The sequence below is a fragment of the Streptomyces sp. NPDC050528 genome (assembly GCF_044457795.1).
In the GTDB taxonomy this organism is placed as follows: Bacteria; Actinomycetota; Actinomycetes; order Streptomycetales; family Streptomycetaceae; genus Streptomyces.
Genome location: NZ_JBITHH010000006.1, coordinates 412,274 through 428,875, shown reverse-complemented (window position 1 = coordinate 428,875; position 16,602 = coordinate 412,274). Strand labels below are relative to the sequence as shown.

Annotated in this window: 11 protein-coding genes; 3 read left to right on the top strand and 8 right to left on the bottom strand. The window is 73.7% G+C overall.

Annotated elements, in window-relative coordinates; genetic code table 11:
• Nucleotides 1-62: 62 nt before the first annotated feature.
• A complete protein-coding gene (locus ACIBK4_RS23120) occupies nucleotides 63-1,547 on the bottom strand; it encodes an MFS transporter (RefSeq protein WP_398997307.1) in 1,485 nt (494 codons plus the stop codon).
• A 194-nt stretch (nucleotides 1,548-1,741) separates the two neighbouring features.
• On the opposite strand from ACIBK4_RS23120, the gene ACIBK4_RS23115 reads away from it, so the two are divergent.
• The 3 genes from ACIBK4_RS23115 (at nucleotide 1,742) to ACIBK4_RS23105 (ending at nucleotide 4,405) form a co-directional block, all read left to right on the top strand.
• Nucleotides 1,742-2,407, top strand: coding sequence for a TetR/AcrR family transcriptional regulator (locus tag ACIBK4_RS23115; RefSeq protein ID WP_398997000.1), 666 nt, complete (start codon nucleotides 1,742-1,744; stop codon nucleotides 2,405-2,407).
• A 202-nt stretch (nucleotides 2,408-2,609) separates the two neighbouring features.
• The gene (locus ACIBK4_RS23110) at nucleotides 2,610-3,281 is read left to right on the top strand and encodes an ABC transporter ATP-binding protein (protein ID WP_398997305.1); all 672 of its coding nucleotides are present in this window, start codon (nucleotides 2,610-2,612) and stop codon (nucleotides 3,279-3,281) included.
• 155 nt (nucleotides 3,282-3,436) lie between these two features.
• Complete coding sequence (locus ACIBK4_RS23105) at nucleotides 3,437-4,405, top strand: ABC transporter ATP-binding protein (RefSeq protein WP_398997303.1); 969 nt, start codon at nucleotides 3,437-3,439, stop codon at nucleotides 4,403-4,405.
• Between the two features lie 22 nt (nucleotides 4,406-4,427).
• Here ACIBK4_RS23105 and ACIBK4_RS23100 read toward each other — a convergent pair whose 3' ends face one another.
• The 7 genes from ACIBK4_RS23100 to ACIBK4_RS23070 form a co-directional block, all read right to left on the bottom strand.
• Nucleotides 4,428-7,388, bottom strand: coding sequence for a hypothetical protein (locus ACIBK4_RS23100; protein WP_398996998.1), 2,961 nt, complete (start codon nucleotides 7,386-7,388; stop codon nucleotides 4,428-4,430).
• 88 nt (nucleotides 7,389-7,476) lie between these two features.
• On the bottom strand, nucleotides 7,477-10,716 hold the full coding sequence (locus tag ACIBK4_RS23095; protein ID WP_398996996.1) for an FtsX-like permease family protein: 3,240 nt from the start codon (nucleotides 10,714-10,716) through the stop codon (nucleotides 7,477-7,479).
• A 198-nt stretch (nucleotides 10,717-10,914) separates the two neighbouring features.
• Nucleotides 10,915-12,618, bottom strand: a complete 1,704-nt coding sequence (locus ACIBK4_RS23090) for a carboxylesterase/lipase family protein (RefSeq protein WP_398996994.1) — start codon at nucleotides 12,616-12,618, stop codon at nucleotides 10,915-10,917.
• A 16-nt stretch (nucleotides 12,619-12,634) separates the two neighbouring features.
• On the bottom strand, nucleotides 12,635-13,273 hold the full coding sequence (locus ACIBK4_RS23085) for a GPP34 family phosphoprotein (protein WP_398996992.1): 639 nt from the start codon (nucleotides 13,271-13,273) through the stop codon (nucleotides 12,635-12,637).
• Between the two features lie 138 nt (nucleotides 13,274-13,411).
• A complete protein-coding gene (locus ACIBK4_RS23080) occupies nucleotides 13,412-14,071 on the bottom strand; it encodes a response regulator (protein ID WP_398996990.1) in 660 nt (219 codons plus the stop codon).
• A complete protein-coding gene (locus ACIBK4_RS23075) occupies nucleotides 14,068-15,237 on the bottom strand; it encodes a sensor histidine kinase (RefSeq protein ID WP_398996988.1) in 1,170 nt (389 codons plus the stop codon). The genes ACIBK4_RS23080 and ACIBK4_RS23075 overlap by 4 nt, the downstream gene beginning before the upstream one ends.
• Nucleotides 15,238-15,331: 94 nt before the next feature.
• Nucleotides 15,332-16,405 (bottom strand): M28 family peptidase, encoded by a 1,074-nt coding sequence (locus ACIBK4_RS23070; protein ID WP_398996986.1) that lies wholly within the window; start codon nucleotides 16,403-16,405, stop codon nucleotides 15,332-15,334.
• Nucleotides 16,406-16,602 lie beyond the last annotated feature (197 nt).

Here is a 16,602-nt window from a genome sequence, read left to right as displayed (position 1 = left end):
GCAGTTGTGCTGCGGGCGGGGTGTGTCGACCCCGCCCGCAGCAGGCTCTGGTTCGACAGCCTCTAGCTCGAACTCGGCGCCGCCGCACCGGCGGTGGCCGTCGCCGGTACCTCCGCGAGCGCGGGCGTCCGCCGTCCCGGCAGGAACGCGGCCAGCACCAGGGCCGCCAGGGACGCCGCCGAACCGATGCCCATGATCACGCGGAAGCCGTTGTGCGAGGGGACTGTCAGGGAGCCGAAGGTCGTCGTCATGTGGGCCAGGACGACTCCGGCGACGGCGCTGGAGGCGGACGTACCGATGGACCGCATCAGGCTGTTGAGGCTGTTCGCGGCGGCCGTCTCGGAGAGCGGGACGGCGCCCATGATGAGCGCGGGCATCGCGCCGTAGGCGAAACCGACCCCCGCCGAGATCACGCAGCACACCACCACGACCTGCCAGACCGCGGCCATCATGACGACCCCCAGGCCGTAACCGGCGGCCACGATCAGCGCGCCCAGCATCAGGGTGACCTTGGGGCCCGCCGCCGCCGAGATACGGGCGGAGAGCGGTGCCGTCGCCATCATCACCAGGCCGGAGGGGCCGAGCGCGAGGCCCGCCGCGAGGACGGTCTGGCCGAGGCCGTAGCCGGTGAGGGTGGGGAGTTGGAGCAACTGCGGTACGGCCAGGGACATCGCGAACATGGCGAAGCCGAAGACCACGGACGCGAGGTTGGTCAGCAAGACCTGGCGGCGGACGGTGGTGCGCAGATCGACCAGCGGCCGTACGGTACGCAGTTCCCACCAGCCCCACACCAGCAGCACCACAACCGCCATGGCGAACAGGCCTGTTGTCGTGCCGCTGCCCCAACCCCAGTCCGCGCCCTTGGAGATGGCGAGCAGCAGACACACCAGACCGATCGACATCCCGACGCCGCCGACCACGTCGAACCGGCCGCCGCTGCGCACCGCCGACTCCGGTACGAGCGTCACCACCAGGGCTGTCACTACGGCACCGAGCACCGCCGCCGTCCAGAACAGCACGTGCCAGTCGGCCTTTTCGGCGATGAACGCGGCCGTCGGCAGCCCGAGCGCACCGCCCACGCCCAGCGACGCACTCATCAGCGCGGTCGCCGATCCCAGCCGCTCGGGCGGGAGTTCGTCCCGCATGATGCTGATGCCGAGCGGGATGACGGCCATGGAGACGCCCTGGAAGGTCCGCCCGACGATCATCGGCACGAGGGTGTCGCTGAGCGCGCCGATCACGGACCCGACGATCAGCAGCACCAGGCTGAGCAGCAGCATCCGCCGCTTGCCGTACATGTCCCCGAGCCGTCCCACGACCGGGTTGGCGACGGCACCGGCGAGCAGGGTCGCGGTGATTGCCCAAGTGGCGTCGGACGGCGAGGAGTTCAGCAGCTTGGGGAGTTCCGGCACGATCGGGATGATCAGCGTCTGCATCAGCGAGACGGTGATGCCGCCGAGCGCCAGGACCCAGACGACGGCGCCGGAGCGCGACGGCCCGACCCCCTCGACGGGGACGGGTGGGGAGGGGGAGCTGGACGCGGACATGGCGAAGCCTCCGGCGGGTGCGTGCAGATGCGTGGTGATGCGTGCTGGTGCGTGCGACACGGGGCTGAACGAAATGAGTCTGGCATGTTTTTCGTATGACGTACGCAAAATAAGTGCGGACGGGATCGGGAACTGCCGGAGCGGTAGCCTTCCCCTGTCCGGGCACGGCTGTCGCGGACGGAGAGGCACAGCGGATGACGCAGGTGGTGACGGGTTCCGGCCGCAGGGGCAGGGGGCGCCCGCCCCGGCTGTCGCGGGAGCGGATCGTCGAGGGCGCGGTCGAGGTGCTGCTCGCCGAACCGGCCGTCTCCCTCACCATCAAGCGCGTGGCCGACGTCGTCGGCGCCGCCCCCATGGCCCTCTACCGCTACTTCCCGGACCGCGACGCCCTCCTCCAGGCGACCGCCGACCAGGTCCTGGAAGCCATGGAACGCGCCCCCATCGCCGAGGGCCCCTGGCCGGACCGGCTCCGCGCCTGGATGCGGGCGGGCCGGGCCAACCTCCGCCCCTACCCCCAGCTCATGCCGTACATGACGACCACCCGGCACCCCGCCTGGCTCCCCGGCCTGACCCGGCTGCACGAGATCCTCACCCCGGCCGGCCTCTCCGAGGAGGACCTCGCCCTCGCCGTGACGCTCATCTGCTCCACGATGCTGGGCCACATCGTCTACGACGGCTACCGCAGGCCCGACGAGGAGATGACGGCCCTCCTCGACGACGCCCCCGGCCCCGACCCCGCGACGGACGCCCTCCGCCCTCTCCTCGCCGGTCTGCCGGCAGCCCACGCCCGCCTCTACGACACGATCGTCGACCAGACGGTCACGACGGTGGAGCGGTTGGCGGGCGGGGCGGTGCGGTAGTCGGGGGCGCGGTGTTCAGGGGGTGGGGTGTTCAAGGGGAGCGGGCGGTGAGCCCAACGGCCCCTCGGGAACGGGGACTTGTGCGGTCGGCGTACCGTACGGTGCGGTTGCGGGACTCGGGCGGGGCGGGGGAGGGCGTGTGAGCGAGCGGGTCGGTGGGCGTGGCGCTGTCGCGGAGGCCGGGACGTCGGCGGCCGGTGCGATGGTGGTGGTCGAGGATCTGCGCCGCACGTACGGCAGTGGCGACACCGCTGTTCATGCCCTGCGCGGGGTCTCCTTCAGCGTGCCGCGCGGTGAACTCGTCGCGCTCAGAGGGCGATCCGGCTCCGGGAAGACGACTGTCCTCAACCTGGTGGGCGGGCTCGACACTCCGGACGGCGGCCGAATCACCCTGGACGGTACGGACTTGGCCGGGCTCGGTGACGACGCGTTGCTGGCGCTGCGCCGTGACCGGATCGGCTTCGTCTTCCAGTCCTTCGGGCTCATCCCGATTCTGACGGCCGCCGAGAACGTCGGGGTGCCGTTGCGGCTGCGGAAGGTCCCGGCCCGTGAACGCGAGGCGCGCGTCGACCTGTTGCTGTCCCTGGTCGGTCTCTCCGACCATGCCGACCAGCGTCCGGGTGAGTTGTCCGGCGGTCAGCAGCAGCGGGTCGCGATCGCCCGCGCGCTCGCCAACAACCCGGCCCTGATCATCGCCGACGAACCCACCGGCCAGCTCGACGCGGACACCGGTCTCACCGTGATGGACCTGCTGCGCGCCGTCGTCCGCAGTGAGTCCGTCACGGCCCTCGTCGCCACGCACGACACCCAACTCCTGGCGCTGGCCGACCGGGTGCTGGAACTCCGTGACGGCCGGATCGTCGACGACAGCTGACCGCGGCACCGGTCCTCCGCACTACCCTGGCCGCTGTCCGACATCGTTATCCACGTCCACTCCACATCCACATCTACATCCAACTCCGCATCCGCAGACTTCACCTCTCGGGAGACCGCGTGGCAGTTCACCAACAGCCCACCGGGGCACCGGACTTGGCCGAGCTGCGGCGCCGGGCCGCCGAGGCCGCGGCACCGCGGCGCGAGGAGGGGCTGGTCGTCTGCGAGAACCTGGTGCGGATCTACCAGACCGAGGGCGTCGAGGTGCAGGCCCTCCAGGGGCTCGATCTGGCCGTGGCCGAGGGCGAGATGATCGCGGTGATCGGGGCGTCCGGCTCCGGCAAGTCCACGCTGCTGGGCATCCTCTCCGGCCAGGACGTGCCGACCGCCGGTGCCGCCGAGGTCGCCGGGCACGACCTGCTGGCGATGAAGCGCCGCGAGCGGCTCGACTACCGGCGCGGGACCGTGGGTTTCGTCTGGCAGCAGACCTCCCGCAACCTGTTGCCGTACCTCTCGGCGGCCGAGAACGTCATGCTTCCGATGACGTACACCGGGATCAAGCGGTCCCAACGCCGGGCCAGGGCAGAGGAGTTGCTCGACCTGCTGTCGGTCGGCCACTGCCGGGACCGTACGCCCGACACGCTCTCCGGCGGTGAACAGCAGCGGGTCGCGGTCGCCGTCGCCAACGCCAACGAACCCCGGGTGCTGTTCGCCGACGAACCCACCGGTGAACTCGACACCGCCACCAGCGACGAGGTCTTCGCCGCGTTGCGCCGGGCGAACGAGGAGTTGGGGGTCACCGTGATCGTGGTGACCCACGACGCGTTGGTGTCGGAGCAGGTGCAGCGGACCGTACGGATTCGCAACGGGCGTACGTCCACTGAGGTGTTGCGCCGGGTCGCCACCGACGAGGACGGTGTCGAGGTGCTCACCGCCGAGGAGTACGCGGTGCTGGACGCGAGCGGGCGGTTGCAGTTGCCGGCCGAGTTCACCGAGCGCCTGCACCTGCGGAAGCGGGTGCGGTTGGCGTTGGAGAGCGACCACATCGGTGTGTGGCCCGATGAGGCGGCTCGGCGGGCGAAGTCCGATGCGGAGGGCACCGACGGCACGGAGAGCGAGCAGTAACCGGCGTGCCCCCAAGGGGCGTTCAGGGCAGCCGGAGTACAGCCCCCAGGCGGCGCCTGCGGGCGAGGACCGTCTCCGTCGCCGCTGCGGCCAGGATCAGTGCGGTCACTCCGGCGACGAGGGCGAGGGTGAGTGAGTAGTCGGTGTGCAGGGCCGGTTGGGCCGGGCCGCCGGTGAACTGCCGTAGGTCCAACGTCCCTGCCAGGAGCCGGGGTTCGAGCAGGCCGAGCAGTGTGCCGCCCACCGCCGAGGCCACCGCCAGCGGCAGCAGTTGCAGGAAGTGGATCGCCCCGGCCTCCCTGCTGCCGAGTCCGAGTGTGCGCAGGAACGAGGTCGTGCGGCCGCGTTCGTGGGACGTGAGGGTCAGCTCCAGGGCGAGCGCGAGCAGGCCGGACAGCGCGGCCAGGATCGAACTGGTCGTGTAGATCGTGCCGAGGCCCTGCGTCAGACCGTCCGTGCGCAGGGTGCGCAGCGTCTCGGAGCGGACGTGGATCCGGGCCAGCGGCCCGAGCGCCTTGGCCGCCGCCGACCGCAGTGCCGTGGGGTCGGGGGTGGCGGGACCGTCGCCCTTGAGGAGCAACACCGTGCTGCCGGTGGCCTGTTGGGGCAGGAGGTGTTCGGCGCCGGCCGTGGTGATCAGCATCGGTGTTCCGGCGGGGATCTGTGCCGTGATCGGGCCGAGGAGGGGGTCGCGCAGTTCCGCGGTGGTGAGGGTGCCGACCGGTTCGAGGGTCAGGTTCACCGGGGGCCGGCCCTGGGTCACGATGGTGGTGGTGAAACCGCCGGTGCGCTCGCTCGCCCGCAGGTCGGGGGAGACGAGGGACGGCAGCGGGGTGTTCGCGCCGGTTCGGGTCCCCGGCGGGCTGACCAGCCCGGACAACAGGGCTTTCGCCAGCGGTGACTTGGGGGCGAGGGCGGCGAGTTGGCGGGGGTCGACGGTGATGACGGCGACCTGGGAGATCACCGCGCCGTTCGCTTGCCCCGCGAGGTCGAGGGTGCGCAGGTGCTGGAGGGCGGTGCGTATTCGGGGGATGGGGGCTGCTCCGGCAACTGCCTTGGCCTCAGCGGGAGTTACCGCACCCGACGCACCCGACGCACCCGACGCACCCGACGCCCCCGTTGCCCCTGCCGCCCCCGCCGGCGTCACGATCCCCGCCACCGTCGCGCTCGCGTCCGCCCCGGTGGTCCAAGTCGCCCCCGTGGTCAGCCCGTTGTCGACCGTGCGCTGCACAAGCCCCCCGAACACCGCCGTGCCCAGGGTCAACACCAGGACGAACAGGGCCAGTCCGGTCGCCGGTGCGTCATGCGCGGCGCGGGCCGCACCGACGAAGCCCACTACGCCGCGGCCGCGTCGGGTCTGCCGTAGGACCAGGCGGAGTACGAGCGGGTAGAGGCGCAGGAGGATCAGGACGACGGTCAGTGCCACCAGTACCGGTACCGCGCCCAGGATTCCGTCGGGGCCCTGGGAGCGGAGGGCGAGTACGCCGGCCGCCGTCGCGAGCAGCACCGTCAGTTCCAGAACTACGCGTCGGCCTACGGCGGTTCTGCGGCGGCGGGTGCGGCGCAGTCGGCCGGGTCTGCGGGGTTCGCGGACCGCGAGCCAGGTCATCAAAGGCACCGTCAGCAGTACCGTCGCGGTGACGAGGGCGGCGGGCAGCGGTTGCGGCGAGCCGGAGGTGCCGGTGGGCGCGAGGGCGTTGCCGGTCGCCCAGCCGAGCAGCGCCGCGATCAGCACCACCGGCCAGGCCACGGCGGAGCGCAGCACGACCAGCCGCGCGGTGGACGCGCCCCGCGCCCGCTGCAACCGCAGGTGAGGTTGTCGCCGGCGCAGCAGTAGCCGTACCGCCACGGCCACGGTGGCCAGCGCGACGGCGGCCAGGGCGTCGACGGCGTAGGTCGCCAGGGCTCTGGCCTGGTGGTCCTGAGCGGTGAACGTGGTGAGCAGGGGGGTCAGGGAGTCGGTCACCAGGAGGGACTGGGTGGACTGGCCGCCGATCTGGCAGCTGATGTCGCCGGTGACCCAGTCGCTGCCCTGGCACAGGGCGGCGCTCAGGTCGGCGCTGTAGTGGGACAGCGGTCCGGTCAGCGCGCGGGCCCGGTCGAGTGCCGGTCCGGACAGGTCGGCGCGCAACTGCCAGGTCACGCGCGGGCCGCCGACCCCCGCACCGGCCAACAGGTCGGCGGCGTCGCGGCCGACGAGGCCCCGGACGGCGAGCACGGTGCCGGTGGAGCGTTCCGCCGGGTAGCGCGAGGGCTGGTCCAGGGTCTCGCGGCCGGTCCAGAAGTCGTCGGTCGTGGCCGTGGTGCGGTAGATCCCGGTGACCAGCAACTCCGCGTGGGGCGCCGCGTTTTGAGCACCGGGCGTCTTCGGGAACTCAAGGGACAGCCGGCTGCCGGCCCGGACGCCGAGTGCCCGCGCGGTGGCCTGCGACAGGCCGATCTGGGGTGCGGTGGCCAGCGGTGTGTGATCGGCGGGCGCGTGACCGCTGACGTAGCGGAGATGGGTCCGCGCCAACGGCAGGTAACTGACCGTCAGTTGGGCGCTGGTGTGCGCCGGTCCCGGCGGGCGCGGTGTGAGCAGGGACGCGGGGTCGTAGTCGTAGCTGCCGCCGCCGGTGAAGGACAGGTGCCGCGCGGCGGAGCCGCTGAGCTGGTGGGTGAGGGTGCGGCCGTCGTCGAGCAGAGTGGCCATGTCCAGGGTGGGCGGCGAGGTGTTGAAGATCTCCGGCGTGGTGCTCAGGCTGATCAGGGGCGCCTGGGCCTGCGCGGCATCGACGCGCTGCCGCAGCGCCCGGTCCTCCTGGCGCCCCGCGAGAACGGGGGCCCAGGCACACAGCGCGGTCAGCACCAGGACCAGCACCGCGAGGCAGGCCAGCAACGGCAGATCACCACGGGTCTCCTTCCGGACCAGCCGCCGCGTCACCGCCGCGCTCGGCCTCGGGGGGCGCGTCACCGCCTCGCCCGTGTCCACGGCTCGGGTCACTGTGCGCCCTTTCCGGTCGTTACCAGTCCCAACGCCGTTCGCGTGCTCGGTAGTTGAGGGACCGTCCGTTCCCGTCCCGCCGTACGGCTCACCGGTCTTCCCCCGCCCTCAGCACCCGCACCAGGTCCACCCGGGCCAGCAACCGCGCCAGCCCCAGCACCACCGCGCTGATGGCCAGCGCGGTGGCGACCGCCGTCAGTGTCACCGTGGCCCAGGGGATGATCTGCGGCAGCGGCGGATACGGGGTCCGGCCGCTGTCGTCCACGGTGACCAGGGGCAGTACGGCCGAGGCCAGGGCCATGCCCATCAAGGCCCCCGGGATCACCGCGAACAGGGCCAGGCCCACTTGCTCGGCGCCCAGGAGCGCGGACAGGCCGGCGGCGCGGACACCGATCGCCCGCAGGAGGGCGAACTCCTTGCGGCGTCGGCGGGTGGAGACCACCGCGTGCACGGTGAAGGCGACGACCGCGAAACCGGGGGCCAGGTAGCGGACCAGTTCCAGCACCCGGCGCAGTCCCGCGCGGAACGGGTCGGCGTTCAGGGACGCGGCGGTGCGTGCCGTGGTGGTGACGGCGCCCAGCGCGGGCTGCGCCTCGGCCGCAGTGGCCGTACGCGCGCTGTCGGTGCTCTTCAGCCACCAGAACGCGGGGTCCTGCTGATCGGCCCCCGCCAGCGTGAGCGCGTCGGCGAGTTGGCGCTGGTCGGCGATCAAGTGCCCCTGGCCGCGCCCGAGTCCGGGCGGTGAGTCGACGCGGCCCACGATCTTGGCGGTGATCCGGCCGCCGCCGAGGTCGAGCGTGGTGGTGCTGCCGAGGTGCAGGCGCGCGGCGCTCAGCGTCGAGGCGTCGGCGCGTACCGGAAGCGGCGCGGGCCCGCCCGCCGGGCCCGCCACGAGCCGTACCTTGCTGCCGGGTTGGGTGTCGTAGTCGCTGTCGGACAGGCCGCCGAAGGCGTCCGAGACGGCGGGGGAGGGGCGGATGCCGGTGCTCACGGTCGTCCGGAGCACGGCCGGGCCGCCGGGCGTGATCGCGCACACCCCGGGCATACCAGGGTTGTACGTGTCGGCCAACTTCCCTTTGCAGGCACCCTCGGTGGAGTCGGCGGCATGGTCCGTGCCGTCGAACCAGGCCTGCCCGCCGGGGAGTTGGGAGACCCAGGTGTCCCCGGTGCCGCGCGCGCCGATCCGCATCAGGTCCAGGTCCAGCCGCGCGGGACGCACATGCGGCTGCGGCAGGACGCCGACCGCGGTCACCGTCAGCGGATACGCCCGCGGATGGCCCCCGCTCAGCGCCACGGTCAACGGGACCACGACCGTATGTCTGGCTCCGTCGGCGGCCGGCAGCTGCGCCGACACCACGCTGACCAGTCCGGACGCGTCCTGCACGGTCAACTCCAGGCTCGGCGCCACACGGTTGCCGTCGCTGCGCAGCCGTTCGTCCAGCAGGAGCGCGGTCGGCCGGCCGGGCAGCCGTATGCCGGTGACGACCGGTGACGGGGTCCGGGGCGCGGGCCCGCCGATCGTGCCGACGAGGTCCTCCGTGGCGCCGCCGGGCAGGTTCACCGTCGACCGCGTCACCGGCGTCACGGAGGTCACCCCGGGCAGCGCGCGATAGGCGGCGGCGAGTACGGCGGAGGGGTAGCCGTCGTCCGCCGACGGGTCGATGCGCACATCCGCGCCGACGGTGAACGCGGCCTCCTCGGACGCCAGTCCGCCCAGACAGGCCAGCGCCGTGGTGGCGAAGGCGCTCACCGAAACGGCCAGACACATCAGCACGACCGGCCCCGCGTTGCGCGCCGCCCGTCGGCTCAACTGCCAACCGGCCAGGGCGAGTACGAGCCCCCGGCTACGCCGCCCGAACGCGTCCAGCAACAGCGCCGTCAGCGGCAGCAGCCGTAGCAGCAGCAGTGCGGCGGCGCCGGCCACCAGCGTCGGTACCAGGACCAGCACCGGATCCGCGGACGCGCTGCCGGTGCCCACGTCGGCGATCAGCGAGTGGTGCCGTCGCAACTCCAGATACCCCAGGACGGCCACGGCCAGCAACGCCAGGTCGGCGCCCAGCCGTTGGGCGGCCGCGGCCCGTGCGCCGCGCGCCTGCCGCGCCCGCGCCGACGGCAGCACGGGCAGCAGCACCGCCGCCGCGTGCACCAGCAGAGTCAGTCCTACGGCCGCCCACGCGTCGGCGCCCCGGGTGCCGGGATGCAGCAGCCCGGCCAGGAAGGGCGCGGCCACGGCGGCCGGGACACCGGTGAGCGCCCACTCGGCCGTCGCGCCGCGCAGGAGCCTCAACGTGCCCGCGCCCCGGGCCTGTTGGAGGGCGAGTTCGTCGCGTCGGCGCTCGGTCAGCTGGCGGGCGGCCAGTACGAGGGTGGCCAGGGCGAGGACCGCCAGCAGCAGGCTCGGGACGTACAGCGAGGACCGGGCCGCGACCGTCGGGACGGTCAAGTCGTCGATCGCGCCCGGCAGTCCGGAGGCCACCGTCAGGTCGGCGAGGGACGGTTGCCGCCCGCCGAACACCGACACGGTGCTCTGGCTGCCGGAGAACGCGTGCAGCCGGTCGCGCAGTCCGGCGAGGCTGTCCGCGTCGAGCCGCGAGAGGTCGGGCTGCACACTCCAGTGCGCCGTCAGATGGCCGTTGAGGACGGCGCTGCCGTTGAGCGCCGACGCCGAGACCACCAGCAGATCCTGGTCGGCAGTCTCGCCCTCGGTCAGGTCACCGGCCATCGCGGGCCAGAACCCGACCGCACCGGTCGTTCGGAAGACCCCGGTGATCCGCAGCGTCATCGGGCGACTGAACGCGTCCTGCACCTGAAGGCTCGAACCGGCCCTGAGACCAAGGCGTTTGGCCAGCGCCTCGGGCACCGCCGCCTCGACCGGAGCGGTGGACCCGGTGGCGACCGGCACCTCGGGCAGCGAGGTGAAGGCGCCGGCCGGGGCGTCGGCCGTACCGGCGGGCCACCGCCCGGCGACCAACTGCCCGTACCGGCCCGGGACTTGCACCGCGACCGGATGCAGCCCGCTGCCCCCGGGACCGCGCGGCGGCCCCACGACCCCGTCAATTCCCGTCACCGATACGGGAGATGTGCCGAGCAGCCCCACATACGTCCGCTGCGGCACCTCGGCGAACACCCGGTCGGCGGCGGCCCGTACCGCCCGGTCGGCGGTGGCCATCCCCCCGGCCCGATAAGCCGCGTTGACGTTCACCTGCGCGTTGGGATCAGCGGCCAACCGCCGTACGGCCCCGGCCTGCACCGAACTTCCCGCCAGCGCCGCGAACGCGGCCAGCGCCGTCGCGCACAGCAGCACGGTCACCGAGACGGCGGCCAGCACCAGCCCGTGCTGCGCTGCACGCCGGGCAACTACGGGAAGCCGTCCGCGAGTTGGGCGCGGCGCGTCCGGGGGCCGCCGCGACGAGGACGGTAAGGCCGTGGCGACCACATGAACCCCCGCAGAATCGAACATGTGACGGCGCGACAGCGCGCCACAGTCCTACCAGCCCTCCTGTGGCGCCGCAAGAATCGCTGATCATCACGGCTGCCCGGCGGCGCGGGTGTCGTCCCAGAACGCGCAGTGGTGGCGGGCCCGCGCCGTGCCGGTGGGGACGATGTGGTCCGGTGCCAGGGACAGCACCGTGTGCCGTGACCAGGGCGGCGACGACGGGCCGTTCGGGTCGGCGGTGCGGGCGAAGCGGGTCCAGTAGTCGACCATGGTGTCCGCCAGTCGCCGCTGTGCCGCGGTCAGGTCGCGGGGGCGGCCGCCCAGGTCGAAGAGGTAGGGCAGTTCGCTCGCGTGCGGTGCGCCGAGCGGGAACGGCGGTGTGCCCGAGGTGAGCGGCGGGGCGTGTTCGTCGGCGAACTCGTAGCGCCAGACGGGTACTTGGGCGGCGAGCAGGGTGTCGGTGCGTGCCGTCGGGCAGGCGAAGTCCGCGTCGCCGATGGCCGCGCCGAACACCGGGCCCCCGTCGCCGTCGTGCACCGGGTACTCGCGGACGACGGCCCGCGCCTCGCCCGGGGCGGGGAAGAAGGTGGCCGCGACGTCGGGCCAGGTGTCGGGGGTCACCGGATAGCCGGCCTGGACGATCCCGGCGGCCCAGCCGTTGCCCTCGTCGTGGTTGTTGCCGATGAGCACGGGGACGTGCTGGAAGCGGCCGGCGGCGATCGCGGCCCCGGGGTCGGCGGGCAGCAACGGCGTTGAGCGGGCGGGCTGTTGATCGCGGGCCTGGGCGGCGAGGAGCCTGGAGACCGGCACGTGCCGTAGACAGGCCAGGGCATCGTGCGCGGAGCCGCAGCCCACCTTCGCCGCGAGGTCCGCACCCGTGGCGCGTGCCGTGGACAGGGGGACGGAGGACGGTGCGAACGGCCGGTCGGGGCTGCCGGTGCACGGGCCGCTCTCGATGATCGCCCGGTCGAAGAGCCCCGCTGCGGCGGGCGAGGCGAGCTGGGCGCAGACGCTGTAGCCGCCCGCCGACTCACCGGCCAGCGTCACGTTGTGCGGGTCACCGCCGAAGGCGCCGATCCCTGCGCGGACCCAGCGCAGCGCCGCCTGCTGGTCGGCGAGGCCGAAGGTGCCGGAGCCGGGCAGCCCTGTGTGCGCGAGGAAGCCGAGCGCCCCTAGACGGTAGTCGACCGTGACGACCACGACGTCGCCCCGGGTGGCCATGCGGTGGGCGTCGTAGGAGCTGCCCGCTCCAGTGGTGAAACCGCCGCCGTGCAGCCAGACGATCACCGGCTTCGGGCGCGCCGGGGCCGCGTCGTCGGGTGTCGTGACGTTCAGGTGGAGACAGTCCTCGTCGGTGCTGCCGCCGGGCACCTCGCCGGCCGGCTGCGGGCAGGCGCTCGCGGGCCGGGTCGCGTCGCGCACCCCGGACCAGGGGACGGCGCGGTGGGGCGGCGCCCAGCGGAGCCCGCCGACCGGGGGTGCCGCGTACGGGACGCCCTCGAAGGTGCGGTAGCCGTCGTGGGCGGCGCCCCGCAGGCGGCCGTCGGGGGTGCGGATCGTCGTGGAGGTGGCGGCCGTGGCGGTTGCGGTGGCGGGGCGTGCGGGTTCGGCCGCGCGCGCCGTCGTAGGGACGGCGGCGTCGGCGACGGTCCGCGCGGGCCCGGAGGTCCGTGGTGTCGCGGTGGCCGGAGGCCGGGTGGTCGCGGGCTGAGGTGCCGCCGGGCCGGCCATGGCGAGCGCGGCGGTCAGGGCGCAGCCCAGGACGGTGGTGGTCAGGGCGCGGTGCGTGGTCATCTTTTCCCCCGTGCGGTCAGCTGCCGCCCATACCGCCCTGAGCGGCGATCATGGTCGTCGGCAGCGCTCGTACGGCCTTCTCCAGGCCGGGTGCGAGGGCGCCGAGCCGCGCCGTGCAGGCGTCGACCCGGGCCCGGAAGGTCTTCTGGTCCCGCCGTGACACGACCGAGCGGACGGCACCCGCCGCCGCCAGCGCGACGAGCGCGGCGTCGGCGACGGGGAGCTCGGCCGAGGGCTCGTTCCCGCGCAGCGCGGTGGACACGCGGGCGCGGAGCGCGGCGGGCACGGCGGGGTCCGTCACGGTCGACCTGCGGGCGCCGAAACGGCTGCGGGGCGCCCGCACGGCGAGGAGCCCCGCCGAGACGAGCCGGTCCTCCACCTCCGTGAGGGTGCGCTTCCGGTGCCGGCGCACGAGGTACTTCCAGCCGTGCCCGCCGACGGCGTCCCGCAGCACGCCGTCCAGGACGGGGTCGCCGGTCGGCTCCGCACCGGACACGGTGACCGTGCCGCCCGCCTCGCGCAGCAGACCGCGCGACGCGAGGTCGACCAGGGCCGCGGCCCGGACCAGCAGCCCCGTCCTGGAACGGTCGTAGGGGCCCTCGGCCGCGTCGTCGTGGGCGAGCAGATACATGAGGCAAGCCAGGTCGTCGATCACATCTCGACGCTACGGCCGCACACCCCGGCCCCGGATCGGCCGCGCGGACGGACCGGCACTGGGAGCACAGGAGGAGGGCGGCCCGGTCTCCTCCTTGAGGAGGAGACGCGCACCCCGAGCCGTCACGGCATCAGGGCATCAGGGCCGGCGTGCCTCGACGAGGCCGTGGTCGTAGGCGGCGACCACCGCCTGGACGCGGTCGCGCAGGCCCAACTTCCGCAGCACGGCGGTGACATGGTTCTTGACGGTGGCCTCCGACAGCCGCAGCCGCCCGGCGATCTCAGCGTTCGACAGCGCCTGCCCGATCAGGGTGAGCACCTCACGTTCACGGCCGGAGAGACTCTCCAGGGAGGGCGGGGGCGTCAGGTCGGGCGTGGTGCGCAGGAACCGGTCGAGGACCCGGCTCAGCACCGCCGGTGCCAGCAGCGCGTCACCGCGCGCGGTGAGCCGGATCGCGTCGACGAGTTCGGTGGGACGGATGTCCTTCAGCAGGAAGCCGCTCGCCCCGGCCCGCAGGGCGGCGACCACATGCGCGTCCACGTCCCAGGTGGTCAGCACGAGCACCCGGGCCCCGCCGCCCGACTCCGCGATCCGCCGGGTCGCCTCGATGCCGTCCAGGACGGGCATGCGTACGTCCATCAGCACCACGTCGGGTGCCAGCTCCCGCGTCAGCCGTACCGCCTCTTGGCCGTCGGACGCCTCACCGACCACCTCCAGGTCGTCCCGGGCATCGATGATCATGCGGAATCCGGTACGGACCAGGACCTGGTCGTCGGCCACCACCACACGCAGCGTCACAGCGCACCCTCCACCGGCAGCCGCGCCGCCACCTCGAAACCGCCGCCGGGCAGCGCCCCGGCACGCAGGCTGCCGCCCACCAGCCGTACCCGCTCCTTCATCCCCACCAGCCCGCGTCCCGCTCCCGCGGCGGCCGAACGGCCTTGCTGTGTACGCCCGTTGTCCACCACCGTGACCTCCACGCACTCCGCCGCGACCGTCACGCGCACGCTCACCTCGTCCGCGCCGACCGCGTGGCGCAGGGTGTTGGTGAGGGCCTCCTGGACGATCCGGTACGCCGTCAGGTCCACCGCGGCGGGCAGCCCGTCGAGGGCACCCTCGCGGGACACGTGCACCGCCCGCCCGGTCGCGCGCACCGAGTCGGCCAACTCGTCCAGACGCGCGAGCGAGGGCCCCGGCTCCCGTTGCTCCACGACCTCCTCCTGCTCCGCGTCGGGCCCGAACGCCCGCAGCAGCAGGCGCAGTTCACCGAGCGCCGAGCGGGCGCCCGTCTCGATCGCCCGCAGCGCCTGGTGGGCCTGTTCGGGCCGCGCGGTGAACACGTCGTCGGCCGCGGCCGCCTGAACGACCATCACCGACAGGGTGTGCGCCACGACGTCGTGCACCTCACGCGCGATCCGCGCCCGCTCCTCCACCACGGCCCGGCGCGTCTCCGACCTGATCCGCGCCTGCTGCGCCCTGCGCCACTGCCCCGCCGTCCACGCCAGGACGACCGCCAGCAGATACACCGCCGGCCCCGCGCCGCCGCCCGCCGCGAACGCCAGCGGAGCCGGCAGGCACATCGCCGCGAGCGCCCACACCGAGACCCGCCGAGACCCGGTGGCCGACAGCACGCACAGCGTGACCTGCGCCGCGAGCAGCGCCCCCGTCAAGGACACCGCGGGCAGCAGCGCCCACACCGCGAGCCCCGCCACCGCGTTCACGGCCAGCACGGCGACCGGGGCCCGCACCTGCCACCGCAGCGCGCAGACCTGCACGAGGACCAGGGCCACCGCCACGGGCAGCCGCCGGCCGTGCTCCGCGCCGACGACGAGCACCGGCGGCCCCATGACGACGAGCACCAGACCGGCCGACCCCCACCACAGCGCCCGCGCCGCCCGGCGCGACAGCCCGCCGGACGCTTCCCCGGCGAAGACGGCGCCGGACCGTCCACTGCTGCGATCCACGTCCCGAGCCTAACGGCGGGACAACGGGCCGTTCGGGAACCGCCGCCGAGGTTCCCTACGACGAGTACGGCGACGGCATGGCGCCGCCGTCACATCACGTCACCGCGGGGCCGTCCGTTGGGCGACCCCGGTCATGGCCGGGCCACTGCGCGGCGGTGGCCGCCGTCGCCAGGGTGACCGCGGCGAGCCGTTGGTAGTCCAGCGTTTCGGGGGTGTCGGTGGACCGGTGGTAGTGCGGGTTGCGGAAGTTCGCGGTGCTCGTGAGCATCAGCGCGGGGATCCGCCGGTTCCAGAACGAGGCGTGGTCGCTGCGGCCCAGGTGATTGGCCGGCGGCACCGCCAGGCCGATGAGCATGCCCAGCGGTCCGTCCGGGCGCGGATCGCGCAGCGTGATACTGGCGAGAGCGGGTGACGCCTGCGCGGCGGCGTGCTGCCACAACTTGGCCGCCGTGGCCGAGGAACGGCGGTGCACGACGAGAGTGAAGTCGCCCCGGGATTCGGCCCTGCGGACGGCGTCGGTCGCGTCGCGGAACACGGTGGCGAAGCCGGGCGGGAGCTGCTGGCTGCCGGGCCGGTCGGAGAAGACGCCCACCGACTCCAGGCAGATCATGCCCGCGACCCGACGGGTGCGGCTCAGTTCCCGGGCCACGACCCTGGAGCCGATCAGGCCCAGTTCCTCCATGTCGAACAGCGCCAGGGTGACCGCGGGCGGGTCGGGCAACTGCCCCAACAGCCGTGCCGTCTCCAGCACCACGGCGACCCCGGACGCGTTGTCGTCCGCGCCCGGACTGCCGTCGACGGTGTCGAGATGGGCACCGATCACCACGGTCGGGCGGTCGGACGCCCCGGCACCGGGAAGCTCGGCGACGATGTTGGTACCCCGCAACCGCCGGTGCAGCCGCAGCTTCAGTGGCATCGCCCGGCTGCCGTGCCGGTCGGTGCAACCGACCTGCCACCGCACGTCGAACGGCGCGCTGCCGACCTCCCATCCGGCGTCCCTCAACTCGCCCGTCACGTACTCCTGGGCCCGCCGCATGGCCTCCGGCGCACGCAGACTGCTGCGCGGTGCCGAGGCGAGCGTCTCGACGTCCCGCCGCAGCCGTTCGGCGTCCAGGCCCGCTGCCAGTCGCCGCGTCAGCGCGGCGACGCCCGCACCGGAATCCACCATCGTTCTCCTTGCGTGTGACGCCCCGGGACGCTGCCGACCCGCGAACCGGAGCGGAGGCCACCGCGCCGGTTCCGGACCCTACTAGTCGCTACTGGCCGAAGGTGTAGGGGGACTTGGTACCGGCGCCCCTCCGTACCTCCTCCCGGGCCGTCTTGGTCCAGGGATCGGCGGCGGCCGTCGCCGTGCGGCGGAGGGAA

What these genes read in the sequence shown, in the direction of transcription:
- ACIBK4_RS23120 (WP_398997307.1), bottom strand. Translation starts at nt 1,547, where the DNA reads ATGTCCGCGTCCAGCTCCCCCTCCCCACCCGTCCCCGTCGAGGGGGTC.
- ACIBK4_RS23115 (WP_398997000.1), top strand. Translation starts at nt 1,742, where the DNA reads ATGACGCAGGTGGTGACGGGTTCCGGCCGCAGGGGCAGGGGGCGCCCG.
- ACIBK4_RS23110 (WP_398997305.1), top strand. Translation starts at nt 2,610, where the DNA reads ATGGTGGTGGTCGAGGATCTGCGCCGCACGTACGGCAGTGGCGACACC.
- ACIBK4_RS23090 (WP_398996994.1), bottom strand. Translation starts at nt 12,618, where the DNA reads ATGACCACGCACCGCGCCCTGACCACCACCGTCCTGGGCTGCGCCCTG.
- ACIBK4_RS23070 (WP_398996986.1), bottom strand. Translation starts at nt 16,405, where the DNA reads ATGGTGGATTCCGGTGCGGGCGTCGCCGCGCTGACGCGGCGACTGGCA.